General features: G+C 33.9%; 25 protein-coding genes and 1 riboswitch. Of the genes, 10 read left to right on the top strand and 15 right to left on the bottom strand.

Annotation, left to right across the window (positions count from 1 at the left end; all coding sequences use genetic code 11):
- Positions 1 to 44: 44 nt before the first annotated feature.
- From DT250_RS11830 to fadH, 3 genes are all read right to left on the bottom strand, one after another.
- Positions 45 to 533, bottom strand: a complete 489-nt coding sequence (locus tag DT250_RS11830; RefSeq protein ID WP_001233813.1) for a DUF3993 domain-containing protein — start codon at positions 531 to 533, stop codon at positions 45 to 47.
- Between the two features lie 182 nt (positions 534 to 715).
- Positions 716 to 1933 (bottom strand): EAL domain-containing protein, encoded by a 1218-nt coding sequence (locus tag DT250_RS11825; protein WP_000564300.1) that lies wholly within the window; start codon positions 1931 to 1933, stop codon positions 716 to 718.
- 255 nt (positions 1934 to 2188) lie between these two features.
- The gene (fadH, locus tag DT250_RS11820) at positions 2189 to 2953 is read right to left on the bottom strand and encodes a 2,4-dienoyl-CoA reductase (RefSeq protein WP_000660912.1); all 765 of its coding nucleotides are present in this window, start codon (positions 2951 to 2953) and stop codon (positions 2189 to 2191) included.
- Positions 2954 to 3197: 244 nt separating this feature from the next.
- On the opposite strand from fadH, the gene DT250_RS11815 reads away from it, so the two are divergent.
- Both DT250_RS11815 and DT250_RS11805 read left to right on the top strand, forming a co-directional pair.
- The gene (locus DT250_RS11815) at positions 3198 to 4055 is read left to right on the top strand and encodes a metallophosphoesterase (protein ID WP_048546146.1); all 858 of its coding nucleotides are present in this window, start codon (positions 3198 to 3200) and stop codon (positions 4053 to 4055) included.
- A gap of 97 nt (positions 4056 to 4152) precedes the next feature.
- Entirely contained in the window at positions 4153 to 4377 is a 225-nt protein-coding gene (locus DT250_RS11805) for a hypothetical protein (RefSeq protein ID WP_149213079.1), read from the top strand.
- Between the two features lie 316 nt (positions 4378 to 4693).
- Here the strand turns inward: DT250_RS11805 and DT250_RS11795 are convergent, their stop codons facing one another.
- Positions 4694 to 6802, bottom strand: a complete 2109-nt coding sequence (locus tag DT250_RS11795; protein WP_000425559.1) for a polyphosphate kinase — start codon at positions 6800 to 6802, stop codon at positions 4694 to 4696.
- Positions 6803 to 6909: 107 nt separating this feature from the next.
- Positions 6910 to 8448: an exopolyphosphatase gene (gene ppx / locus DT250_RS11790; RefSeq protein WP_149213078.1), complete on the bottom strand. Its 1539-nt coding sequence runs from the start codon at positions 8446 to 8448 to the stop codon at positions 6910 to 6912.
- Positions 8449 to 8625: 177 nt separating this feature from the next.
- On the opposite strand from ppx, the gene DT250_RS11785 reads away from it, so the two are divergent.
- Positions 8626 to 9084 carry a YkyB family protein gene (locus tag DT250_RS11785; protein ID WP_000804864.1) on the top strand — a complete coding sequence of 153 codons (459 nt, stop codon included), beginning with the start codon at positions 8626 to 8628 and terminating at the stop codon, positions 9082 to 9084.
- Between the two features lie 31 nt (positions 9085 to 9115).
- On the opposite strand, the gene DT250_RS11780 is transcribed toward DT250_RS11785, so the two are convergent.
- Both DT250_RS11780 and DT250_RS11775 read right to left on the bottom strand, forming a co-directional pair.
- On the bottom strand, positions 9116 to 9778 hold the full coding sequence (locus DT250_RS11780) for a YkyA family protein (protein WP_088608085.1): 663 nt from the start codon (positions 9776 to 9778) through the stop codon (positions 9116 to 9118).
- Between the two features lie 659 nt (positions 9779 to 10437).
- A complete protein-coding gene (locus DT250_RS11775; protein ID WP_087985096.1) occupies positions 10438 to 11079 on the bottom strand; it encodes a diguanylate cyclase domain-containing protein in 642 nt (213 codons plus the stop codon).
- A gap of 163 nt (positions 11080 to 11242) precedes the next feature.
- Between DT250_RS11775 and DT250_RS11770 the strand changes: the two genes are divergently transcribed.
- Complete coding sequence (locus DT250_RS11770) at positions 11243 to 11476, top strand: SPP1 phage holin family protein (protein WP_000939452.1); 234 nt, start codon at positions 11243 to 11245, stop codon at positions 11474 to 11476.
- 31 nt (positions 11477 to 11507) lie between these two features.
- Here DT250_RS11770 and DT250_RS11765 read toward each other — a convergent pair whose 3' ends face one another.
- Positions 11508 to 12008, bottom strand: coding sequence for a hypothetical protein (locus tag DT250_RS11765; protein WP_000708184.1), 501 nt, complete (start codon positions 12006 to 12008; stop codon positions 11508 to 11510).
- A gap of 425 nt (positions 12009 to 12433) precedes the next feature.
- Here DT250_RS11765 and DT250_RS11760 point away from each other — a divergent pair, with 425 nt between their 5' ends.
- Together DT250_RS11760 and DT250_RS11755 are read left to right on the top strand one after the other, a co-directional pair.
- Positions 12434 to 13975: an MDR family MFS transporter gene (locus tag DT250_RS11760; protein WP_088064325.1), complete on the top strand. Its 1542-nt coding sequence runs from the start codon at positions 12434 to 12436 to the stop codon at positions 13973 to 13975.
- A gap of 91 nt (positions 13976 to 14066) precedes the next feature.
- Positions 14067 to 14624: a PadR family transcriptional regulator gene (locus DT250_RS11755; RefSeq protein WP_060488391.1), complete on the top strand. Its 558-nt coding sequence runs from the start codon at positions 14067 to 14069 to the stop codon at positions 14622 to 14624.
- 190 nt (positions 14625 to 14814) lie between these two features.
- On the opposite strand, the gene DT250_RS11750 is transcribed toward DT250_RS11755, so the two are convergent.
- Positions 14815 to 15246, bottom strand: coding sequence for an NUDIX hydrolase (locus DT250_RS11750; RefSeq protein ID WP_046957439.1), 432 nt, complete (start codon positions 15244 to 15246; stop codon positions 14815 to 14817).
- A 354-nt stretch (positions 15247 to 15600) separates the two neighbouring features.
- A riboswitch (cobalamin riboswitch) is annotated at positions 15601 to 15788 on the top strand.
- Positions 15789 to 15916: 128 nt separating this feature from the next.
- Here DT250_RS11750 and metE point away from each other — a divergent pair.
- Complete coding sequence (gene metE, locus DT250_RS11745; RefSeq protein WP_088064326.1) at positions 15917 to 18205, top strand: 5-methyltetrahydropteroyltriglutamate--homocysteine S-methyltransferase; 2289 nt, start codon at positions 15917 to 15919, stop codon at positions 18203 to 18205.
- A 37-nt stretch (positions 18206 to 18242) separates the two neighbouring features.
- Here the strand turns inward: metE and comJ are convergent, their stop codons facing one another.
- Both comJ and nucA read right to left on the bottom strand, forming a co-directional pair.
- Positions 18243 to 18632, bottom strand: a complete 390-nt coding sequence (comJ, locus tag DT250_RS11740; RefSeq protein ID WP_149213077.1) for a competence protein ComJ — start codon at positions 18630 to 18632, stop codon at positions 18243 to 18245.
- Between the two features lie 36 nt (positions 18633 to 18668).
- On the bottom strand, positions 18669 to 19103 hold the full coding sequence (gene nucA, locus DT250_RS11735; RefSeq protein ID WP_000811502.1) for a DNA-entry nuclease: 435 nt from the start codon (positions 19101 to 19103) through the stop codon (positions 18669 to 18671).
- Between the two features lie 236 nt (positions 19104 to 19339).
- Between nucA and DT250_RS11730 the strand changes: the two genes are divergently transcribed.
- Positions 19340 to 20089: a DUF3967 domain-containing protein gene (locus tag DT250_RS11730; protein WP_000387495.1), complete on the top strand. Its 750-nt coding sequence runs from the start codon at positions 19340 to 19342 to the stop codon at positions 20087 to 20089.
- Positions 20090 to 20141: 52 nt separating this feature from the next.
- On the opposite strand, the gene kinB is transcribed toward DT250_RS11730, so the two are convergent.
- A complete protein-coding gene (gene kinB / locus DT250_RS11725; RefSeq protein ID WP_000420378.1) occupies positions 20142 to 21416 on the bottom strand; it encodes a sporulation sensor histidine kinase KinB in 1275 nt (424 codons plus the stop codon).
- 309 nt (positions 21417 to 21725) lie between these two features.
- On the opposite strand from kinB, the gene DT250_RS11720 reads away from it, so the two are divergent.
- On the top strand, positions 21726 to 21926 hold the full coding sequence (locus DT250_RS11720; RefSeq protein ID WP_000929285.1) for a hypothetical protein: 201 nt from the start codon (positions 21726 to 21728) through the stop codon (positions 21924 to 21926).
- A 123-nt stretch (positions 21927 to 22049) separates the two neighbouring features.
- Positions 22050 to 23213, top strand: coding sequence for an aminotransferase A (locus DT250_RS11715; protein WP_088608087.1), 1164 nt, complete (start codon positions 22050 to 22052; stop codon positions 23211 to 23213).
- Between the two features lie 4 nt (positions 23214 to 23217).
- Here the strand turns inward: DT250_RS11715 and malR are convergent, their stop codons facing one another.
- The 3 genes from malR to malC all read right to left on the bottom strand — a co-directional run bounded on the left by malR (position 23218) and on the right by malC (position 26677).
- Positions 23218 to 24249, bottom strand: coding sequence for a maltose operon transcriptional repressor MalR (malR, locus tag DT250_RS11710; RefSeq protein ID WP_048546170.1), 1032 nt, complete (start codon positions 24247 to 24249; stop codon positions 23218 to 23220).
- A gap of 283 nt (positions 24250 to 24532) precedes the next feature.
- On the bottom strand, positions 24533 to 25375 hold the full coding sequence (gene malD, locus DT250_RS11705; protein ID WP_001022607.1) for a maltosaccharide ABC transporter permease MalD: 843 nt from the start codon (positions 25373 to 25375) through the stop codon (positions 24533 to 24535).
- On the bottom strand, positions 25376 to 26677 hold the full coding sequence (malC, locus tag DT250_RS11700) for a maltosaccharide ABC transporter permease MalC (protein WP_001194989.1): 1302 nt from the start codon (positions 26675 to 26677) through the stop codon (positions 25376 to 25378).
- Positions 26678 to 26681: the final 4 nt, after the last annotated feature.

Here is a 26681-nt window from a genome sequence, read left to right as displayed (position 1 = left end):
TACTCAGTGAGAGATGAACATCCCCCACCAATTACAGTTTCACTTTATAATTGTTGTAATCGTTTTATTTCAGTTAAAAGTTCTTGGCTTTCATGATATCCGGCCAATTTCCATTTCCCTTGATCTCTTTGCAATGTTACAATTTGATATTGTCCACTTTTCGCCCGCTCATATACATATAAAATTTTATGCTCTTCATCATATGACATTTTCGTTTCTGAATGAAAAGAAAACGGCGCTTCTTTTGCTGGAAGTAAATATTCACCACTTTGTTTATCACTTCTACTATTTTCATCTGTAAATACTTGAAGGAAATTCTCTGTAAAATATGGTGATAACGTTTCTATCATCTTATTCATCGGCAAATGCTTCCCACGAATTGAAAATTGGGTTTCATAGCCCTTTTGTATCGTTGTAAACACTTCTTCCCGATCGACTTTCACTTCCTCTTTTCCTAAAACAGTTGTGACACTATAACCAACTAGAAAGGCAACGCATACAAATAGAACTAACCATATTCCATATTTCCTCATTTTTTCACCTTCCTTTTAAGAAAACTTGTCTTTGTAGTATTCATTGTAACAATGATTATGCAAAGACAGGGGTGGTTTCGTTCGTAAAATCTTTACAACGATAGACAGCATTTTCATCACCATTTTCACTATTACCAATTTATGATAAAAACAAACAAAAAATGCACGAATCTCTTCGTGCATTAAAATAAAACATCTTCTTCATATAAATATTCATACGATAAATCTATAAATAAAAAGTTTTCATCATCAATTGGGAAGGAAAATGTTCGTACCATCTCACCGGTTTCAATATCAGCATATAAATCTGAAAGTCTTGCCTTATTCTCAAAACGCATTTTCATAATATTTTCTAGAAAATACGGACGCCAACTCCAGTTCTTCATATAATACTCAGGCATCACAATCCATTCCCCATCTTTTTTCATAACGTTTCCTGATTGTTGGAAACCATCTTCGTTACAAATAAATATGCGGAAACTACACTGTGATACACTTTGGCTAAATTGTAATAACCAATCATTTATATCTTCATTCTTTTTCTGTTTGGCTAGAACATCACCAATTCGATCACGTAACATTTCTGTTAAATTATAAATTTTTTGTAATTTCTTCTTCTCATGTTGAATAAATTGATGACACTCATTACCAAGTCGTTCTTTCAAAACATTCGTTTCAATAAAATCAGGTAAGCACTCTTTCAAATAATTCCCTTGATAATATCTACCACCGTTTTTCCAAGCATATTGTAGTTGATAAAAAGCATCTATTTCTTCATATAACAATGTTGCACCAATTCTTCTAGCAAGTAATGATAAAGAATATAAAATATCTTGATAAGATTGTAAAAGTGCAGTTTGCCTTAAGTTTGTTAAATCTACTTTTAAAATATCCGGTGCTAACACGCTAATACGTTCTAAATTACTTGTACCCGTTCCGACTTTATTAATCGAAATTTGAATACCATATGTACGATAATACATAAGCAAATGATTAAATTGCTCTATATCTTCTTTACATTCATGTTCTGTAATTTCTAAAACAATGTGTTTCAAATTTAAACCTTGCTCTTCATACATCAATAAAAGTTGAAGTAAACTTTCATCATCATCGTTCATTAATACGTTAGCATTCCGATGTATAAATAATAATAGTTTTTGATCACTTTCTAAATAACGATTTAAAGCTTTTTCTACTATAATGTTATCCGCTTCCAGTTGAAACTCACTCGGAATAGAATCATCATGAAAGAAAGAAGCTAAACTTTGTATGCCCTCTTCTGTTTGAATACGTCCTACTACCTCATATCCAATTACAGTATGCTCATCAGCACTAAAAATAGCTTGATAATAAGGAAGGACTTTATCCAAGTTACTCATTACATCTAATGCATCTATCAATGTGCTTCCCTCCCTTTACTTTTCAAAAATTATAACATGATATTTACGGAAAAATAATAAAAAATCCCTTCAGTTTTCCTGAAGGGATTAGAGGGGTAAAATGCTAAGGGGAATTAGCAATTCTACTATGAAGAAAAAAGAGGTCTTAAATATAACGTATATATGACCTCTTGTAAACACTTTTCTTTCACATGTCACAATTCCGTCACATTTAACCGTGAGAATATGAATCAAACATTCATTTTCTTATCCCTTTTAAAATGGATATTGATGTAAATGTTGTCCTCCATCCATTGTCATGCAAGTTCCATTTATGTACGCAGCTTCATCTGAACATAAATAATAAGCTAGACCTGCAATTTCTTCTGGCGTGCCCAGTCTTCCAAGCGGAACACTTTGTATCGTACGCTTAGCCATTTCTTCTGAAATCCATAATTTATCAGCACCGCCCGTACGTTCAATTGGTCCTGGCGCGATAGCGTTAACTCGTATTCCATATTTACGGCCCCACTCAACAGCGAGTGTCTTCGTCATTGCTAATACTCCAGCCTTCGCAGCAGCCGAATGAATAACTCCCGGACCTGCATCCCATGCATATGTTGCTACCATGTTAATGATATTCCCTTTTATGCCTTTTTCAATCCAATATTTTCCGACAGCATGGCTGCAGTAAAATGTACCGTTTAATACAATATTAATGACTGAATTCCAGCCATTCACGGATAAATCTTCTGCTGGACAAATAAAGTTTCCAGCTGCATTGTTTATTAAAACATCAATTCGACCAAACTTCTCATCAATCTCTTCAATCATTTTCTGAATGTCATCAGTATTTCTTACATCCATTTGTACGGGTAATACTTGCCCCGGAAATTGTTCAATTTCCAACTTTGTTTCCTCTAGTTTTTCCTTTGTACGTCCTGTAATAACAACTCGTGCCCCTTCTTTTGCAAAACGGGTCGCCATTCCTTTCCCCATTCCGCTCGATCCACCTGTTATAATAACTACCTTTTCTTTCACATACATCCCCTCCCAAAAATGAATACACATTCATTTTATCATTTTATTTAATAGAAATCTTTATATTTTTAAACTTTTCTGATATTTTAACGTAAAGAGGTTTCTTTTTATTCGTTTTTTTCGTAATCTATACTACTTTTTTATTATTTAAAATATATTTTAAATAAACTGAAAGGAGATTTGAGTAACCTATAAATGTAACGAAAACATGTGATATAAGTTAAATAGGTATACTCATATTTTTATGAAGAAAATTACAAGAAGAGATTTTTTTAAAGCTGGAATGCGCACTTGTCTATATTCATTTATAACCACTAGCATCGGATACTATTACGCTAAATATATTGAGCCTCATTTACTCTCTTTTACAGAGCATACACTTAAATCACAACTCATACCCAAAAGTTTTCATGGTATGAAGATTCTTCAATTTAGCGATTTACATCTCGGATACTATTTCTCTCTCCAACATTTATCTCAAATCGTTTCTAAAATTAATGCTGTAAAACCTGACATTGTTCTTTTCACTGGTGATCTCATTGATAATTATCAAACATATACTGACACTCCTTTCGTTCCATCTATTTTAAAAAATATACAAGCACCCTTCGGTAAATTTTCTATTTATGGTAACCATGATCACGGCGGATATGGAACGGAATACTACGAGCACATCATGCGTGAATCTGGATTTGAACTACTACTAAATAGCGAAAAGAGAATTCGTCTACTGGATAATAGTGAAATTTCAATTTTCGGTCTTGATGATATACTACTAGGCAAACCCAAAATAGAGAAAACACTACAGCACGCGAGGCAAAACACTTATAACATTGTTCTTGTTCACGAGCCAGATATTGCACCACAAATCGCTAAATATCCAGTTAACTTACAACTTTCTGGTCATAGCCATGGCGGACAAGTACAAATTCCCTTTTTAGGTGCTATTATTACCCCATCACTTGCTAAAAACTATGTTGAAGGTTTCTATACGATTCAAGATTTAGCTCTCTATGTCAATCGAGGTCTTGGCAGAACACGCGTCCCATTCCGATTTATGGCAAAACCTGAAATTACAATTTTTACGCTCCAACATTCGTAATAATTCGCCTATTTTCTTATATATCCTTTCTTGTACGCGCTCATCCACGTTTCATTTACCATATGATAAAAATGAGTCCAATAAAGGAGGTTTGTTCATGTATCCATATTATCAACCAATCCCAGTCCGTTCAGCACCTATTGGTCCAGTAGGCGACTCACGCTTCTTTCCGTTTTTTGGTGTTCCATTTCTAGCTGGGATTGCTGGTGGACTGCTCGGTGGAGCATTAGCTTTCGGTCCTAGACCGTATTACCCACCATATCCACCACCAACACCTTATCCTTGTTATGGCGGACCTTGTCAACAACCATTCTATTATTAATGTACTCCAACAATTCTACCAATGTTATTCCCTCTCTTAACTGATCCATTAACATGCTTACAATAAAAACTATTCTCTCTACGCATCCTTCTATTTAGAGAATGTATAATAAGTAGAGAACAAAGTAAAAAAACCTCTTAAAAAAAGAGGTTTTTTTACTTTGTTCTCATTATTCAGCATCCGTGTTTTGATACGCCATCTTAAACAACTTCACTTGGCTATCAATTTCTCTCTACGCATCCTTCTATTTAGAGAATGTATAATAAGTAGAGAACAAAGTAAAAAAACCTCTTAAAAATTTTTTACTTTGTTCTCATTATTCAGCATCCGTGTTTTGATACGCCATCTTAAACAACTTCACTTGGCTATCAATTTCTTCTGTACTACTATTAATAACATAGTAGTACTCACCAGATTTATTCTGTTCACGTGTTTTCACATTATCAGCTAATATAAGTTGTAAAATCGCCTTAATTCTCGCCTTCATTTCAATATCTAATATCGGGAAAGATATTTCTACTCTCTTCTCCATATTCCGCGTCATCCAGTCAGCTGAAGATAAGTATATTTTCTCTTCTCCATTATGATGGAAATAATAAATTCGGCTATGTTCTAAATATCTCCCGACAACACTAACTACCCGAATATTTTCACTTACATTTGGAATACCAGGCCTTAAACAACACGTTCCTCGAACGATGAGCTCTACCTTTACTCCAGCTTGTGATGCTTCATACATTTTTTTGATTAATGGTTTATCTGTTAATGAATTCATCTTAGCGATAATATATCCATTTCCATATTGCCTATGATAACGGATTTCTTCATCTATTAAATCCATAAATTGCTCTCTTATATCAAATGGTGCAACCGATAAATGATGAAAATGTGGCTTGGTTGTATAACCACTCAAATAATTAAAGAAATTTGTTGCATCGACCCCAAAGTCTTTTCGTGATGTAATATACCCAAAATCAGTATATAACTTTGCTGTTGCGTCATTATAATTTCCAGTCCCAAGATGTACGAACCTTTCGATTTTTCCGTTTTTTCTTCTTACAACTAGCGTAATTTTACTATGTGTTTTCAAATGACTTACACCGTAAATAACGTGACAGCCTGCCTTTTCTAATTCTTTAGCCCAATGCACATTATTTTCTTCATCAAATCTTGCCTTCAATTCAACTAATACCGTAACTTGCTTCCCTTTTTCAGCTGCTACCTTTAGCGCCTGAATAATCGGCGAATCCCCACTTACTCGATATAATGTTTGTTTGATTGCAAGTACATTCGGATCGTCTGCCGCATCACGGACAAAATCAACTACTGGCTGAAATGATTCAAAAGGATGATGTAATAAAATATCATGCTCAATTGCTTTTTCGAATACATCTTCCGCATCCCCCAAGTCTTGAGGCCGTTGCGGAATAAGAGCCGGATATACTAGATGTTCATATAAAGGAGCTAGTTTTTTATATAAAGAAAATAGACATGTTAAATCTAATGGTCCATCCATTATATACACATCTTCATCTTTTACTTCCAACACCTCATATAATAATGCTAATACTCTTTCATCAATATGCTCTTTGCCAACTTCTAAACGTACAGCAGCTCCCCACTTACGCTTTTTTAATTCTTTTTCAATTACCTTTAATAAATCCCTCGCACCTTCTTCATGAATCGTTAAATCCGCATTGCGTGTAATACGGAAACGAGTAACAGACGATACTTTATATCCTGTAAATAATTTATGAGTAAAACCACTAATTACATCTTCTAATAAAATAAATTTATGCTTTTGCCCCTCACTCGGTAAAAATATGAAACGTTCAAGTAATGAAGGAACTTGTACAATTCCTAACTTCGTGCGGTTTTCTTCCTCCACTTGTTTCTCATCATATAAAAGAGTAGCTAAATTCAAACTTTTATTTAATAACATCGGAAATGGACGATATGCATCAATAGCTACAGGTGTTAAGACTGGAAAAATCTGCTCATCAAAATACTCTTCTATAAATTCCCTCTGTTCTTTCGTCAAATCGTGGAATGTTAAACGTTCAATCCCCTCTAACTCCAGCGCTGGCAACACATAATTTTTAAACGTATCATATTGTACAGTCATTAATTCATGGGCCTTTATCGCAATTTTATTTAATTGCTTTTTTGGTGTTAAGCCAGCCTTATTTTCTGGTTGGTTAAACCCAGCACTCACTTGATCCTTCAATCCTGCTACGCGTACCATAAAGAATTCATCTAAATTGGAACTGAAAATGCTAATAAACTTTAATCTTTCCAAGAGCGGATTTGTTTCATCCTGCGCTTCTTGTAGTACACGTTCATTAAATGCTAACCAACTTAATTCTCGATTATTGTAATAAGCTGTATCATTTAAATTCACTATATTCCCCATCAACATTTCCATCCTCTTCACACTTCCCCTGAAACTTTTTTACTATAATTTAGTTACTTTTATTTTAGCAAATTACAATATTCCAAGGTGTTAATTTTTTGTAAAGACATCCGTACAACTTAACGTTTTGATTCGAAGGATAAATTAATAGTCGTTTTCAACACTCTTTCCAGCTGCTTTTTTTGTTTTTCAGCTTGCACTTTTTCCGCTAATGCCGATTGCTCACATACAATTTTAAATGTTAAACCTTCTTTACTTTCTGTTATAGATATCGATTCAACAAGTGATCTTTGTCTTATATTCAGAGCTGCTGAAAACTGTAAAACAGCCCCTAATAGGCGGATTTTTTTTTGTTCATTTTTATCAAACCATCCTTCAAATGGGGACAAATGTTGTTTGAATAACATTTTTGATTTATAAGACGCAATAAGCGCTAATCTAACTCGCTCTTTATGCATCATCCCATCAATTGTTTTATTCGCTAATAAATAAAACGTATGTAAGCGGCTCGCTTCTTCGTCTATATATTTACCTATATTAAATACTTTCGCTGCTTGATGAAATACTTCCCAGTCTTTTACTGACATAGAAATCAGCCCTGTTTCTTCAAGTTGTTGACAAATGAGTCTTCCATGTTTAATAAGCTGCATTACAAATTCCATATCCATTTCATATTCATGTGATAATAAATACAAACTTTCTTCGACTACGTTCGGATAATATGAAATCCCCAAATCTTTTGTCAACTCTTCATAGAAAACACCTTCTCGTAACCCTTTTCTACTTAACACAAATGCTGGTGCCTCTATAACATTAACAAGCGTATGAAAAACTTCGACTGCTGGAATAATTGTATCTGCTCGATCTTTTGCCAATCCTTCCAATTTTTGAAGTTCTATGAACGACAATGCTTCCAATTCTTCTTTCACATTTTTAATATCTTCTTCTTTCATTTTATATAAATGTACCCCTGCTATAGGATAACAAATTAAATTTTGATGGATTTTCACTAAGTTCCTCGCACTACCACCAATTGCAATAAGAGGCAATTTATTATCAATTAACCATGGTAATGTTCGAAATTGATATTCTAAGTACGTTTGAATCTTTTCCAACTCGTCTTCAGTAGGTATATCCTCTTTAATAAATTGTTGCTTTAAAGAAAGTGCTCCAAAGGGAAAGCTATGGTACTCTAGAATCTCTCTATTTCGAAAATATGTAACTTCTGTACTTCCTCCACCAATATCTACTGTAATTCCTTCAGAGAACGAAGTTGAATTCATAACCGCTAAATAGCCGTAACGTGCTTCTTCATATTCTGATAAGACTCTAAGAGTAAAGTCTGTTTGTCCTTCAACCAGTTTTTTAATTGCCTCTTGATTCTCAGCCTGTCTAATTGTTGCTGTTGCAACACAAAGTACATGATGCAACTGGTGGAATCGTGTACTTTCTTGAAATTGAAATAACGTTTGTAACAATACCTCTATTCCTTCTTCATTTAACACACCATCAATTAAGTAATTCCTTAGCCGAGCAACCACTTTCGTATTTTCAATCTCCTTATAAAAACCTCCGTTTTGCTTTTCATAAATAACTAAACGCATTGTATTAGATCCAATATCTATAATGGCATATTGCTGTTTTAATATTTCTTTCAAACTTCTCACTCTTTCATTATCAAATTTCTAAAACACGTTCTATTACTATTATACAAAATAGTTGTTTTTTGTAACAATATTGCTTTAATATTGAAAATATATACAATCACTTTTTGCATATAATAAAAACCTCTTTTATTTATGTTATAATAATGAAAAATTGAAAGGAGATTCAATATGAAGCCTTCACAACCACAATCTCAATTACAAAACCAACATTCTATTAATCGACTAGCTCAATCTATTTTCGTTGTGAATCGTCATGCTAAAGCTGCAACTAATCCGAAGTATTTATACTGGTTAAAAAAGACGGCTTTAGAACGCTTAATTGCTGAGAAAAAAGCTATTAAAGAAGGATTACATTTTTCTAGAAATCCACGTTTTAGCCAACAACAATCTGATGTTCTTATACGTTTAGGTGATTATTTTTTCCATATTCCTCCTACCAAAGAAGATTTTCGAATCCTACCACATCTTGGTCATCTTGAATCCTCCTATCGAAATCCGAAAACAACCTTATCTTTAACAGTAGCAAAAAAAACACTTCAAGATTATATTGGTCCTGAAGCATTGAAACAAGAAAAAAAATTAAGTGAACCTGTTCCATGGTATAGTCGTACTTATACAAAAAAATAAAACAGTTTGGCCAATTGTAGGCCAAACTGTTTTATTTTTTCTCTTCTTTAATTTTAATATTTGCTTGTTTATAAAAAGCTATTTTTTCTGTATTATAAGATTTCGTAAATTCATTAAACTTGTCTTTTTCTGATTCAATATCCTTATAAGATTGATTTACTACTTTTACCTTTTCACTAATATCTTTTAATTTTGTACCTTTATCTTGTAACATTGTATATAATTCTTTTTCTTGTTTTAACGATTTATTATAGCTATCATACATCTTGTTAAATGAATCTTGTCGTTTCTCATATGTGCTTTTCACTTTACCTGCTTGATCTTTCAATTTCTTATCTTCAATTTTCTTCACATATTTATCTACTGATTTCACTTCTTCTTGTGCCTTATTTAAAGATTCTTTTTCTTTTTTTAGCACTTTTTCTCGTTCATCTGTATTTTTCACTGCTTGGTTCAGTTTTTCCTTAACAGTTTGATTATTATCTTTTCCTTCTTGAACAATCTGGTTATATAATTCTTGTCCTTCTTTCTCTAAAGTTTCAAGTTTCTTTGCATCTTCAAACATTGTTTTTTCTTGCTTTGCAGCATTTTCAAACGCAACATATAATTCCTCTTCTGGTTTCGGCCCGAAACAACCGGCTAATAAAGTCATTGATAATGCAGTTACAATTGCTAATTTACTATACTTCAACATCTTTTTCCTCCTACTTATATACGATCATCGTGTAAAAAGCTATGAAAATTATATACCCTTCTATAAACTCCACACTCGCACCTTTTTTACGAAAATCATTGATATTATTTATTATACTTGTCAAATTGTATTACTTGAAATTACATTTTACGTCTTTGAACTCAATAGCAGTTTCGTATCCATCTTTACATATACTTTTACTTGGTACTTTTTAAAACTTGTTCATACTATGTATTACATAAAAGTACAACGGAATTCATCACAGCCATAATAATTTGAAGAACAACAGTAATAATTCACCTGATAAAGGATGTTCGTTGTTCTCTCACGTCTATCATTCTATCATTCCCTTTCCGCTTTCCATCAAATAATTTCTTTGTTCATTTTACACAGTTTAAATGCTAACTTGCAACAACTTACAATTATTCTTGTCATTCCCTAAAAAGGAAAAGTGTAGAGCATGCTTCCCTCTACACTTTTAAAATGAAACACATTGTGCAAAATGCATTGACACATCCATCATAATTATATGCTTATTCCATATATTTTTAAAGACTTTTATTACAATAAAAGTTCTTTTTGTAATAAAAGTCAAAAAAATGTTACATTAAAAACTTCTTCATATCATATTTCTTTAAATCAAAGTTTCACTCATTTTCTTACAAATCCCTATGCTGGTACAATTGATTTTGTGCCTTTCTTAACAATTCTTCAAAAGTTTTTCCTCCTATTGGATAACTAGCAGCTCCAAATAATAGCGTCATACTTAACAAACCATTTTCTATTTCACTTTCAATATTTTTCATTAATCGATTTGTTATTGTCGACTTTTCATGTCCGTTATCAATCGCCACAATAACATACTTATTTTCATCCCACCTAGTAACGACATCTCCTTTACGAATTGTCTTTACAATCGTACTCTCCAATTTTTGTACTAACACCTCCAATTTTTTTTCTTGCACTGTTTCTTTTAGTTCTTTCCATTCTTTCACAGAAAGAATGTACACTGTAATATTATGAGAATCCCGTTCTGACAAAGCAGCTACTTTCTCAAAGAAATCAACTACAAAATCATTACTTGCCATTCCCCCTACTTCCGTATCCATACGCCCACTCGCTCTTTTATCATACCAATGTCCAAAATAATAGCTGAGTATCATTTGCAATATATAAATAATAAAGACGGTATAAAATGATCGCGAATCCAGTTTTGTAATTACATCCTGAAGCGCAATCCATTCTGTAACTGCCACTGTATTCCCAAGTAATAACCCACTAATTTTCCCTTTATGTTTCATACTTCTCCTCCTTTCTATACCAATATATGTTTCTATAACAATTATGTTTTTCTACAAAATAAAAAATGTACATATTGAGTGTACATTTCCGCTTAAGCTTGTCTACCATTTCTATTCTATTTCATATATATACTATATATCGTTTTAGAAAGAGGTGACTTATATGCTACAAAAAGAGAATCTATCAGATATTATACGTTTACTAGCAGGTTTTCTATTATCATTAAAATTACTGTTTAATTCTTTCGGAGTGAACTTTATTACAAACGATCAAATTGATGCTATTGTAAATGTTGCTTCCTTTCTTTTCATTTTATATTTTGGTTATAAAAATAATTATGTAGGAAAAAAAGGAATCGAGCAAAAAAAAGTACTCAAAAAACACAATCTTCATTAAAAAAGGAACCTTTCTTACAGGTTCCTTTTTATCATTGCCGCACAACAACTTCATTTGTTTGCAGTGGACCATATGATACTCCTTTATATTGAAATGTATATGTAGCCTGAAATAATGCGTTTTTAAGTGCTTTATCTTTATTTGCTTTTATTTTACAAATTAGTTCTACCTTCTCATTCGGTAATAAATTATCAATCCGCCACCTTACAAGCTGGAACAGGAACTCACTCATCCCCTTATCAGCCTTTAATGAGTTTGGAATATAGGCAAAATAATCTCGAATCATATGACTTACTACAACTCGTGAAATCATTTCCATTCCTTTATTTTCAACTTCAATTCGAATAATAAGTATGTCATTTACATCATAGGTCAGTTCATATGAAAATTTTTCTTTATACATACTACGGATTTGCAATGTAACTGCTACATTAGGACATTCATTTTCTTTTTTTGAGCCATCAATCCATAACACCGGTTGTAGCGGCATTGAACGCCTACCTTGATCTGAAATTCGTTTCCATATTTTCATAATAATATTCACCCCATTTCAGATGCATCATATCCATACGACCTTATTCTGCCTCTCCACACAATATTAATAAAGCTTGTTACAAACGATATATAGTTATTACTCTTTCTTTTATCCTATTCGACAATATAAAGAAAAAACCATTTTTCCTCTGTTAACAGAAGGTATTCTTACTGAAATATTTTTTTACAATTTCCTTCATTGACTTTACACCAATACTAAGTATTGCTCACTCTTTCTCTGTCCATACAACAGAATATTTTGGCGGAAGAAAAAGTTTGCCTTTTAGTCAAATTTGACTATAATATTCTTTATGGCTTTGTCAGTGCACTTATGTAAATTAATTTAAAAAACTATATTTCAAATTTTTATGCGCTGCACTCAAAACTTCATATAATTTACTTATTATTAAAGGAGGGTTATATTTGGAATCTCAATTATCAAAAAAAGACTCCAACAATACAAAATTTGTTGTTGCAGGTTTATTACTTGGTATTTTAATGGCGGCAATGGATAATACAATCGTTGCAACAGCAATGGCAACGATTGTTGGAGACCTAGGAGGATTTGACAAGTTTGTTTGGGTCACGTCTGCATATATGGTAGCAACAATGGCAGGGATGCCTATCTTCGGAAAACTTTCTGATATGTACGGACGGAAACGCTTTTATATTGGTGGTCTCATTCTTTTCTTATTCGGTTCTGCACTTTGCGGGACAGCATCTAGTATTGAGCAACTAAGTATTTATAGAGCAATTCAAGGGATCGGTGGCGGTGCTCTTATGCCTATCGCCTTCACGATTATGTACGATATATTCCCACCAGAAAAGCGAGGAAAAATGACAGGGCTATTTGGTGCGGTTTTCGGGACATCTAGTGTATTTGGCCCTTTATTAGGTGCTTATATTACAGACTATATAAGTTGGCATTGGGTCTTCTATATTAATATTCCATTAGGAATTATCTCCTTCTTCTTCATTACTAAATACTACAGTGAATCTCTAGAATTTAGAAAACAAAAAATTGATTGGGCTGGCGCTATTACACTTGTTATTAGTATCGTTTGCTTAATGTTCGCCTTAGAACTTGGTGGTAAAGAATACGCATGGAATTCCACTGTAATTATCGGTTTATTTACAACAGTTGTTATTATGCTTATTATTTTCTTCTTCGTAGAACGAAAAGCAACTGAGCCTATCATTTCTTTCCATCTATTTAAAAAACCTTTATTCGCAGCTAGCCAAGGCGTTGCCTTTTTCTATGGTGCCGCTTTTATTATCTGTACAGTTTATATCCCAATCTTCGTTCAAGGTGTTCTCGGTGGTTCAGCCTCCAATGCTGGATTAATTTTAACACCTATGATGGTTGGCTCTGTAATTGGAAGTCAAACAGGTGGACAGTTAGCTTCTCGAACAAGCTATCGTAACATCATGATGGTATCTGGCATTTTCTTCGTAATTGGTATTTATTTACTAAGCACTTTAACAATGGATACACCTCGTCTACTTGTAACGCTATTTATGGTTCTCACTGGACTTGGAGTTGGTTTCTCGTTCTCAGTTTTAAGTATGTCTTCTATCCACAAGTTAGAAATGCGAGACCGTGGTTCTGCTACATCAACAAACTCATTCTTCCGTTCACTCGGTATGACTCTTGGTGTAACGATTTTTGGTACAATTCAAAACCATATTTTTACTACTAAATTAAACACTGTGTTCCCTCCAGAACTAGCTAAATTAGCTCCAAAAGGCGGAGACACAAGTTTCTTATTATCACAAGGTGCTACCGAGAAGATTCCAGCTGAAATATTAACTGGTATTAAAGATGCTCTCGCTACCTCTATTGCCAGTACATTCTTCTGGGCACTGATCCCGGCTGTACTAAGTGTTATTTGTATTTTACTTATGGGAAATGAACGCCTCTTTACAGGTCCAAAAACGAAACAAAAACAAAAGCAAGTAAGTTAATATAGAGAAAAGAAACGGCATATCCCTTTATGAAAACGGATATGCCGTTTATACTATGTATAAAGTTTTTATTTATAGGAGTTGAGACAGCATGAGCATGAAACTAGTCATTCTCGGCTTGCTACTCGAAGGGGATAAACATCCATATGAAGTGCAGCACATCATGAAAGAACGACAAATGGATTGTTATATTAAATATGCAAAAGGATCACTTTACTACGCCTTCGAGCAATTAGAAAAGCAGGGTGCAATTCGTATTACCACGATTGTTCGAGATACGAATAGACCCGATAAAACAATCTTTCATATAACAGAAGAAGGTAAACGGTTATTTCACACGTTACTATTAAAACAATTCGAGGCAAAAAATCAAATATATAAACCAATTTATTCAGCACTCTCTTTCGCTCATTTTGGTGATGATCAAGAGTTAATTCCTATTTTAGAAAAAAAGAAAAATGATACCGTTCAATATTTACATAAAATGCAAACTATATATGATTGTAGTAAAGGACAAATTCCACGTGCACAACTATATATTTTACAAAGCGTTATTGAACATATTACAGTTGAATTGCAATGGTTAAACACCCTCCTTACAGATGCAGTTGCAGGGCGACTGTCGGAAATTGATATAGATACAAATTAAACTTATAAAGAAGAAACTGTAAAAAGACAATAAAGTTATTTCTTTTTACACCCTAAAACAAGCATAGCCCCGTTCTAATTTAGGACGGGGATGCTTGTTTTATTTTCGCTATAAGATACTTATTTCACTGCACTCAAAAATATAACAAAGATTTATTTATCACCGGCATCCCATAATAGAAGATTATTTCTTAAAATTCTATATAAAAAGGTTGTTGATTTTCATCCAAACTGTATTCAATTCTTTGTCTGAAATTCATAAAATTCACCATCTCTAACGCCTGCTCAATAGGATAGAACCCTACTTCCAAACTTTCTGGTGTAGTCGTTAATTTACCTCCAACTGGTCTAGCTAAAAACAACGTATTACATATTGAATGGTTTACATTTTGGAATACTCCACAAAATTTTAAAACTTCAATATCAACACCTGTCTCCTCTTTAGTCTCCCTTATTGCAGCATCCTTCAAAGACTCTCCTTCTTCAACTTGTCCACCTGGCATTTCCCATCCTCTTCTAGGTCCCTTAATTAATAAGATTTCTTTTTGTTCATTAATTACAATTGTCGCTGCTGAAACTATATGTTTTGGTGGTGAATAAATATTTTGTGTACTTTGTTCCAATTGAAATTCCCCATTTCTATAAACTTAGTATATGTATCTTTATACAGAAACCTTTTTCTTTCTTGTGATAACTTACTATTTCAAAATGAACCATTCAATCCCCTTCCTCATTCCAGAATATGGATTAATTTTCAAATAACATAACTAGCATCTTAGCTCTGTACAAGTACATACTTTTTTGTATGTTTAATCGTACTTACTTTCAATTCCTCTTACTTTTCTTCGCCTTATAAAAACCAGAATAATCCGAATAATAAAAATAAAAAACTTTAGAATTTTCTTATTTTAAAACAGTAGACAAAATTCCAAAAATTGTGTTAGAATTTGTTTCAATATCATATCGCTTGTTAACTTCCTTTCAAAAGGAAAATAGGTACACGAAAATTTCTTTTCGTGTTTAAAAGGGAAGCTTGGTGAAACTCCAACACGGTCCCGCCACTGTAAATGCTGAGATTTCTTTTCTATGCCACTGTGAAAACGGGAAGGTAAAAGAGATTATATGAAGCATAAGTCAGGAGACCTGCCTGTTTTAACAACACTGATAGATTCACGGATGATGATGAGGTGTTAAAACAAAAAGGAAGGCTTATTTTCTATGCCTTTATGCTTTTTGTTATAGGTATTTCCTAGTAAACGGAAATGCTTACTTTCAATTAGGGAGGAATTTAAAATGGCAATTCAAACAAGTAACTTAGGTTATCCACGTATCGGACTACAACGAGAGTGGAAAAAGACATTGGAAGCTTTTTGGTCCAATAAAATCGATGAAGAACAATTTTTAACAAAGATGAAAACAATTCGCCTTCAACACGTAAAAGTACAGCAAGAAAAAGGGATTGAACTCATTCCAATTGGCGACTTTACATATTATGATCACGTTTTGGATACTGCTTATATGCTAGGATTTATCCCATCACGTTTTTCTGAGTTTACATCTTACCTTGATGTATATTTCGCAATGGCGCGTGGCTCTAAAGATCACGTAGCTTCTGAAATGACAAAATGGTTTAACACAAACTATCATTATATCGTTCCTGAATATGAAGAGGGATTACAAATCTCTTTAAAAGATAATCGTCCACTTCGCTTATACGAAGAGGCAAAACAAGAATTAGGAGTAGATGGAAAACCTGTTATTTTAGGACCATATACTTTCTTAAAATTAGCTAAAGGCTACACACAAGAGCAATTTGCTACGATTTTAAAACAGTTAGTTGCACCTTACGTACAACTGATTTCAGAACTACATGCAGCTGGTGCACAAGTCATTCAAGTTGATGAACCGATTTTTGCTTCTTTAACGAAAGAAGAAGTTCAACAAGCAAAAGAAATTTATGAAGCTATTCGTAAAGAAGTTCCAAATGCGAATCTTCTTTTACAAACATATTTTGATAGTGTAGAAGAAAACTATGAAGAAATTATTACATTCCCTGTATCCGGTATTGGATTAGATTTCGTTCATGGTAAAGAAGGTAATCTAAATGCTATTTCAAAATATGGATTCCCAGCTGATAAAACTTTAGCTGTCGGTTGTATAGATGGCCGTAACATTTGGAGAGCTGACCTTGATGAAGTTCTTACGTTATTTACAACGTTACAAAAACAAGTCCAAACGAAAGATTTCATCGTTCAGCCTTCTTGTAGCTTATTGCATACGCCAATTGATAAAACAGAAGAAACTCACTTATCAACTGAGCTATTCGATGCGTTAGCATTTGCAAATCAAAAATTAGAAGAGTTAGTTCTTATTCATTCCGCTCTTACTCAAGGTACAGAAAGCATTAGTAATGAGCTGGAAACATACCGAAATGTACATCATACAATTCGTTCATCTGCTGCACGTAACCGAGAAGATGTTAAAGCAGCACGAACAGCACTAAAAGAAGAAGATTTTTCACGTCCTCTTCCATTTGAAAAACGATACGAATTACAACAAGTTGCCCTGGAGTTACCGTTATTACCAACAACGACTATTGGTAGCTTCCCGCAAACAACTGAAGTTCGTCAAACTCGAAAAGAATGGCGTAACGGTGTTATTTCAAATGAACAATATGAACAATTTATTGAAAAAGAGACAGAAAAATGGATTCGTTACCAAGAAGAAATTGGTCTTGATGTTCTTGTACATGGTGAATTCGAAAGAACTGACATGGTCGAATATTTTGGTGAGCGCCTTGCTGGTTTCTCATTCACTAAAAACGGTTGGGTACAATCATACGGTTCTCGCTGCGTAAAACCACCTGTTATTTATGGCGATGTTGCCTTTATTAACGGAATGACTATTAAGGAAACAGTTTATGCACAAAGCTTAACAGAGAAAGTTGTAAAAGGAATGTTAACTGGACCTGTTACGATTTTAAATTGGTCCTTCGTTCGAAATGACATTCCAAGAAAAGAAGTTTCGTATCAAATTGCATTAGCTCTTCGTCACGAAATTGAACTACTTGAATCTTCCGGAATTCGAGTAATCCAAGTCGATGAGCCAGCACTTCGTGAAGGAATGCCACTAAAAGAAAAAGATTGGGATGCTTATATTACATGGGCAGTACAATCCTTCCTTTTAGCAACTTCTTCTGTAGCAAATGAAACACAAATTCATACGCATATGTGTTACAGTAACTTCGAAGATATTGTTGATGCGATTCGCGCATTAGATGCAGATGTGATTTCTATCGAAACATCAAGAAGTCACGGTGAATTTATTGACACATTAAAACATACAACATACGAAAAAGGCATCGGTCTAGGTGTATATGATATTCATAGCCCACGTGTACCGAGTAAAGATGAAATGTATAAAATCGTAGAACAATCTTTAGAAGTATGTGATCCTAAATATTTCTGGATTAATCCTGATTGTGGTTTAAAAACGAGAAGAACGGAAGAAGTTATCCCGGCTTTAGAACACATGGTGCAAGCAGCAAAAGATGCTCGTTCCCTGCTAAAAACAAACGCATAACAAAAATGGGTTATCCTTTTTGAGGATAACCCATTTTTTATTCTTTACTTTCAAAAAAGAATTCGTATTGTATTTTATATAATTCATCATCCGTTGGTTCTTCAAGAGGAGTTGCCTGTAATACAACCGTATACTCACCATTCGGAATAGGGATTTGGAATTTATTCGAAAGAATACTTGTTACAACGATACATTCATTTTTAACTGTAAAAGGAACTGTAACCGTTCTAATCACCTCTTCTTTCTCAATATGTTTCCCAGGGGTCACTTTTACTTCACAAGTATAATCAGAGAGTGCTTCAAAAATAACAGTTCCATCCACCTTCGCATAACCTCTTTCAAAATCTTCATCCGTCCAGTCTACGTAAGGATGATCACCGTCATAGTTCATCAACATTAATTGCGAATAAGAAATTGTTAACTCCATCGTTCCCCTTCTCCTTCATTATGAAATATGCAACTACTACTTTACGTCAAATTTCACACGCGTACCATCTGGGTATTTATCTAACTTATTTCCTACCCAAGACCCTGCTCCGCGGTTATCTGCTGGACTTATATATTCAATATGTGCTCCTTTTCCGCCTTCTTTACACATCGCCATTGGCCATTCATCACGATCATACCCTTTTTTTGATGGGTATGGAGCTAACGATAATTTTCTTCTATCCGCAGCACCACCACGGTCGATTGTACAAACTTCTGAATGTCCTTCTTTTATAGCATCCGTAATATGTTTCCCTGTCTCTGGATATCGCTCTTTCGGAAATTCTAGAACTTGATCATATGCATTCGTTTTTTTGATACTTGTTTCCTCTGGAACAAGTACTTCATAAACCGCTACTACAATAGAAAGAATTGCAATAATTGAAATGATAATACCTTTTAATTGCTTCATGTATACCTCCATGCTTCTACCAGTTTCTTTTCCTCAGTTATTATAACAAACTTCTCCTGTATATGTTTTCAGACATTATTTTAGCTCTTCTTCGCCATTCCGCCAAAAACTCTCATTTTTCTTCATCTTTTCACTAATGCTGTAGAAAACTAATAACCTTCCGACATTCTTTTTTAAAGGAAGTCCTCATAAAAGATTGAAATGATATATACGATACTTTTTGGGGAGGAAATAACATGGAAGCTATCTATAAAACGAAAGATGTCACGAATAAAACAGGCATCCCAAAACATATAGTCCGTAAATATAGCCAACTGTTAGAGGAACATGGTTATATCATTTCAAAAACAGCTGATGCTCGTATTTATAAACTGGATGATTTAAAACTATTGAAATCTATACATGAAAGAGCTGCTAAACTGCAAGAAGATATTTCAGAAACGATACCTATTATTTTAAAAGAAAAAGAGGCCCCGCCTGTACCCGCTATACAAGATAAGCAAGAAATACAAACGAAAGAAAAAGAAGATGGGCGTAACTTTGAGGAGTTCATGTTAAAACTTGAAATGCTCGCTCAATTAAATGAAGCAATTATTCATCAAAATTCTACCCTTATTACCCAAAATCGTTTAAAAGATGAAAAGCTAGATGAATTGATGCAACAAGTTTATGTAAAAGAAGGCTCTCAAGAAAAAATGCTACAAGAGTTAGTAGATCATGCCGCTCAAACAGATGCCCTGCAAAAAGAAAAGATGGACTTATTAATGAATCATATGTATAAACGAGAATCCAAGCAAGAGGAAAAAATGAATAAACTCGTAAATCAAATTTATAATAAAGACAGCAACCGGGATGCACAACTTATGCAAGTGATTCGCGAAATTCAAGAAACAAAAAGATTAGTCGCAGCTTCGAAAGAACAAAGTTTTTTTCAATCATTTAGAAGTTTATTTAGCCGATCAAAACAAGAAAAAACATCTGAATAAAATAATATTTTTTTCCTATATAAAATAAAAAGTTACCTTCCATCGGTAACTTTTATTCCTTATTTCTTACAGCTGGCAATATAATAATCGCTTCAGTTCCTTTCCCACTTTCGCTTTTATATTCCAGCGTACCATTATGCGCTTGTAAAATACTAAATGTTACCATAAGTCCTAATCCTGTCCCTTTTTCTTTTAAAGAATAATACGGTTGTCCCAGTCTTACTAACTGTTCTTTCGTCATTCCAACACCACTATCTTTAACTCTTATTACTATCGTTTCATCTTTTTGCATAGCCGTTACTTTTAAATATCCTTTATTTCCTTGGATTGCTTCAATACCATTTTTAACAACATTCATAATAGCTTGCTTCAATTTCGTCTTATCACCGATCGTATAAAGACTTTCAGAAATCTCAACTTGCAAATATACACCTTGCATCGCTGCAAATGATGACATAAGAGTTGTCATTTCAATTAATTGAGCGGATAAGCAAATGTGTTCTTTTTTCTCAATTTGCGGCCTTGCTAAATTCAAATAATCTGAAATAATTTGTTCTGCCCGATCCAATTCGGCTAATACGAGACGCATATAATCCTTATTCTTCACATCTTCCGTACTTTCTAACAATTGAATAAAACCACGAACAACAGTGAGCGGATTTCGAACCTCATGTGCAACACTTGCTGCCAACTCACTTACAATATTAAGCTTTTCTGACTTTTGCATCTCTGTACGTAATATTGCATTTTCGTTTAAATATTCTGTTAAGTACACTTGAAATACCATAGTCATAACCATAATAAGCGAAGCAAATATATATCCGCTATATAAGTGTGAAATGTGTGGTGTAAACCCCGTTTCTAACAGAACGTTAATCATACCAATCACTAAAGAAACAAGTACGTACAATGATGAAATCATAAATGCTAAAATTAGCTTCTTATCCCTTGAAAATAGAGACCATTTCTTTGATAAAAATAATGGAACTATCAATAGAAATATTACTTCTATGACCGGAAGAAGGCTCATTCCCTTTAGCGCCCATTCATATGCAACAAAAATAACGGCCGGGATTAAACCAACAATCCCACCATATAAAAAACCACTAACAATCGGGATTGGGTGAAAATTATACCCACAAATGTCACCAAAACAAATAGAGTATGTCATGGAGAGAATGAGTGTAATGCTGGATAAAAACATAATAAAGTAGCGGTTCGGCTTCGGAGGCATTTCTTGATAACGATTTAAACGAATCGCTTCATATAAAAATAGTGGCAAAATAATGATGGCAATTTGGATCATTAAATCACGGATCAGCTCCATAGCCTCTCATCCCCTATATGTATTTTGATATGATTATATCATTTTACGGGTTTATTTGTTTTAAAATTTTGATTTTTCTTAACATATTTGTTAATTCTTTGTTAACAGCACATAATAATTGTTACAGATTTTCGAAATGAATGTAAACCCTGTACCAAATTTCTGCCTGACAGTATACAATGAATACGGATTACAAAGAAAATAAAAAATACTTCATGAGACGGACAACTATAGCAAAATACAGCATATAATCCATACTATCTATGTTTACAAATAAGTGATCATTATTTTAGTAGGAGGAAGATAAATATGGCGGGTACTACGCTTGTTTTAAAAGAAGAAAATTTGGTCGTTCTAGAAAATGTTGAAAAATCAGTATATGAAGAGTTACAGCATAAAACCGGAGAAGAAAATTGCACATGTGCTGTGAATGAATCAGTTGTTCACCTTGGCAAAGTATCCTCTGTACTTTGGAATGAAGATGAAATAGATTGGGAGTACGGATATTAAAAAGTCGCTTACAGCGGCTTTTTTTCTATTATCCCTCTCTTTCTACATAACATATACGCAAGCGAAATCATAGAAAATATGTTAAAATGAACTTAATTTTCAAACGGAAGAAAGGGAGATACAATGGAACAATTCATTAATCCTAGAGTGAAAGACATCCAAATTTCTGGAATCCGTCAATTCTCTAACATGATTCAAAACTATGATAATCTTATCTCTTTAACAATTGGACAACCCGATTTCCCTACGCCTTCTCTCGTAAAAGAAGCGGCAAAACGGGCTATTACAGAAAATTATACAAGCTATACACATAACGCTGGTTTACTAGAATTACGCAAGGCAGCTTGTAACTTTGTAAAAGATAACTACGATTTACAGTATTCACCTGAAAACGAAACCATCGTTACAATCGGTGCTAGTGAAGCAATTGATATTGCATTCCGAACGATTTTAGAGCCAGGAACAGAAGTTATTTTACCTGCCCCTATTTATCCAGGATACGAACCAATTATTCGATTATGCGGTGCTACACCTATTTTTATCGATGTTCGTGAAACTGGCTTCCGTTTAACAGCCGAAGCGCTAGAAAATGCTATTACAGAAAAAACAAGATGCGTCGTACTGCCATATCCTTCTAATCCAACTGGTGTAACTTTATCAAAAGAAGAATTACAGGGTATTGTAACTGTTTTAAAAGATAAAAATATTTTCGTCCTTTCTGATGAAATTTATAGCGAACTTGTATATGAACAAAAGCATACATCTATCGCTCATTTCCCAGAAATGCGTGAAAAGACTATCGTCATTAACGGTTTATCAAAATCTCATTCTATGACTGGCTGGCGTATCGGTCTATTATTCGCACCAAGCTATTTAGCAGGACATATACTAAAAGTTCATCAATACAACGTAACGTGTGCTACTTCAATCGCTCAATATGCTGCAATTGAAGCATTAACAGCTGCTAAAGATGCACCAAAAATGATGCGTCATCAATACAAGAAACGCCGCGATTATGTATATAATCGACTCATTCAAATGGGCTTAACAGTTGAAAAGCCAACAGGTGCATTTTACTTATTCCCATATGTTGGTCATTTAACATCTTCATCATTTGATTTTGCACTTGACCTTGTCAAAGAAGCTGGACTAGCTGTCGTTCCTGGAACTGCATTTTCTGAATATGGTGAAGGCTATCTTCGCTTGTCCTATGCGTATAGTATTGAAACTTTAAAAGAAGGCTGTGATCGATTAGAGGCCTTTCTACAACAAAAAGCTAAGAGTTAAACTCTCAGCTTTTTGTTGCATAATGATCGCAAGTTTGGCGCTTTAGTAATTTATGAGGAATAATAATACACTTTGCAGTAGACTCTGCATTCTCTACTTTATCCACTAAAGCTTTTGCTGCCTCATATCCTAGTTGATAAATATTCACATCAACTGTCGAAAGTGGCGGACTCGCAATTTCTGATAATAAAGCATTGTTAAAGCTTATAATGGAAACATCCTTTGGTACAACGAATCCTTTTTTAGAAAGAGCACTTAACACACCAAGTCCAATTAAATCATCCGTTGCCACAATTGCTGTCGGTGGTTGCTGTAGTCCCATTAACTCCTCAACGGCTTGTTGACCACTTTCCCTCGAAAAATCAAAATGTAAAATATACTCTTTTGGTAATACAATGTCCGCTAATTTTAAAGCATCACTCATACCAGCCAAACGATCTCTCGTTACAAGTAAATCTGATCCACCGCCGATGAACGCGATTTGTTTATGACCTAATGAAATCAAATATTCTGCTACTTCTCTTGCAGCTGTATAATTGTCATTATCTACATATGTAATTTCATCTTTTCGATCATACGGTTTCCCAATTAAAACAAACGGGAAATTTTGTTTATGCAAATATTGAATAATCCGATCATTCTCTCTTGAATATAAAAGAATAATGCCACCAATTTGGCGCCCCTGTACCATCTTTACAACACCATTAAAAATTTCATCTTCCGTCTCACCTGTCGACATATAAAGCGCATACCCTTCCACATGTGCAAATGAACTAATCCCTCTTATAACTTCTGGGAAAAACGGATTTTGAAAAGCTTTACTTGCAGAACTTGGCATAACAAGACCAAGTGTTTTTGTTGTTTGGTTAGCTAGGTTTCTTGCGTTTAAATTGGGATGATACCCTAGTTCACTCATTACTTTCCGAACACGACGCTTTGTTTTTTCACTTATACTTGGATTATCAGCAATTACACGAGAAACGGTAGATGGTGCTACATTCGCCTTCTTCGCCACATCTTTAATTGTAACTGTCATAAAAATCCCCCTCCTCTCACTTCTCTGCCATTTTGTTATATATTTTAATCTTGCACCCGTTGCAAGTAATAGGAGCAATCATAAACTTTCATTGATTCTATCTTGTAATACCTATCATATTCTCCCTCTCCATGTATTGTAAGGGATATAGCTCTTTTTTCCTATACTATAATATACTATTTATTTCACTTCTTTTCATATGTGATGTCAAATCTCTTTTCATCTCCCTATAAAGCTTTTTATAGGGAGATGAAAAGAGAAATGGGACATAATGTCCCATTTTTCATCCTTTCGTACCTCCAGCAGTTAAACCAGAGATAAAGTATTTTTGTAGTGATAGGAATAAAATTGAAATTGGGATTGCAATCAATACTGAACCCGCTGCGAACGTTGTGAATTCATTACCAAATTTCTTCGCTACCATTTCATATAACCCAACTGCTAACGTATAATTTTCTGGTGTGCGCAAAATAACACTCGCTAAAATGAAATCTGTAAATGGACCGATGAAAGTGAATAACGCCACAACCGCTACGATTGGCTTTGCAAGTGGCATAATGATTTGCCAAAAAATACGGAAATGTCCTGCCCCATCCATACGAGCTGACTCATCCAATTCTTTCGGAATCGTATCAAAATATCCTTTCATAAGCCATGTATTCATTGGAATTGCTCCGCCTACATAAATTAAAATTAATGCAAGGTGCGTATCGATTAACCCTGTTAACTGTGCTAATACGTATAGAGCGATTAGCGCCGCAAAGTTTGGAATCATTTGCAGAATTAAAAATGTTAATAAACCATTTTTTCTTCCAACAAAACGGTATCTTGAAAATGCATAAGCAGTAAAACTAATTGCTAACACTGAGAAAATCATTGTTATAACACTTACTTTTAATGTGTTTTTATACCATAGTAAATAATTACTATTCTCTAAATCTAATAACTTACGATAATGATCTAACGTTGCATTTTGCGGAATAATACTTGATCCAGATAAACTATCACCCGGATTAAACGATGAGCCAATAATCCATAATAATGGATAGAAAATGATGGCACACATTACGAAAATAACGAGATAACTTAATGAGAGACGTAACATCTTTTGTCTTTTAATATTCATTTACATCATATCCTCTTCTTGGAATGATTTTGTTCTCTTAAATTGCCATAACGCAACTGTAATAACGATTAACGATAAGATCATTGTAAGAGCTGCCGCTTTCCCGTACTGCGCCGAAGTCATCGTTAACTTATAAATCCATGAAATTAAAATATCTGTTCCACCTGCGTCTTGTCCAGCTACAGCAGGACCTCCGCCGTTAAATAGATAGATGATACTAAAGTTATTAAAGTTAAACGTATATTGCGTAATTAATATTGGTGCTGTTGCATATAGAACAAGTGGCAATGTAATTTTACGAAACTGTTGCCAAGCTGTAGCTCCATCTACTGTAGCAGCTTCATATAACTCCCCTGGAATCGATTGCAGTATACCTGTTGTCATTGCAAAGACGAACGGGAATCCAAGCCACGTTTGAATCATAATTAAAGCAATTTTTGCCCAAAATGGATCTGTCATCCAAGCAATCTTTTCGATTCCAAATAAAGCTAATACTTGATTGTTAATTGCTCCAAATGTCTCATTAAACATACCAGAGAAAACAAGAATAGATACGAATGCTGGAACCGCCCACGGTAAAATGAAGATTGTTCGAATAATTGCCTTCCCTTTAATACCAGGCTGATTTACGATAATCGCTAAGAAAATACCAAGCGCAACTTGTAATGTCGTTGCAACGAATGTCCAAATGACAGTCCAAGAAAATACGCTTAAAAATGTCTCTCTCCACATCGGTAATGTAAAGATATCAATAAAGTTTTTGAAGCCCACCCAATCTACTAATTTAGCTGGAGGAGAGTGGTATAAATCATAATTCGTAAATCCAATTAAAATTACGAAGATGATTGGAAATACAACTACAAAGATAAGTAATAGAAAACCTGGTGAAACCATTAAATATGGAAAACCTTGATCTAGTAAATTACGGTATTGCTCTTTTACAGAGTTTAAAGGTGTTCCTATATCACGTTTCTTCCCGTTTTGGTATGCATCATATAAATTAAATGCATATATTCCGAGTCCAAAAACGATGACGATGAGTGCCAAGATTCCTTCTACTAATAGAAAGACAGAATGATCACGTGGAACTTCTGTACCTAGCGTTACAATTCCCCATAATCCCATATTTAATAAATCAGCAAAGGCTACAATAAATGAACCTGTTAATACTAGAAAAATAAGCCCTTTTACAAATTGCTTATTATACATTTGGCCCACGCCTGGAATGATAGATAACATGGTTGCCATTTTCCTATGCTTTGAACCGTTTAAACCGTTTGCTGGTTCCATAGATGTTTGCATGTTC

The organism is Bacillus sp. AR2-1, assembly GCF_008368755.1.
Classification (GTDB): domain Bacteria; phylum Bacillota; class Bacilli; order Bacillales; family Bacillaceae_G; genus Bacillus_A; species Bacillus_A wiedmannii.
Note: the sequence above shows the minus strand (reverse complement) of the source record. Positions and strands in the feature narration are given on the sequence as shown.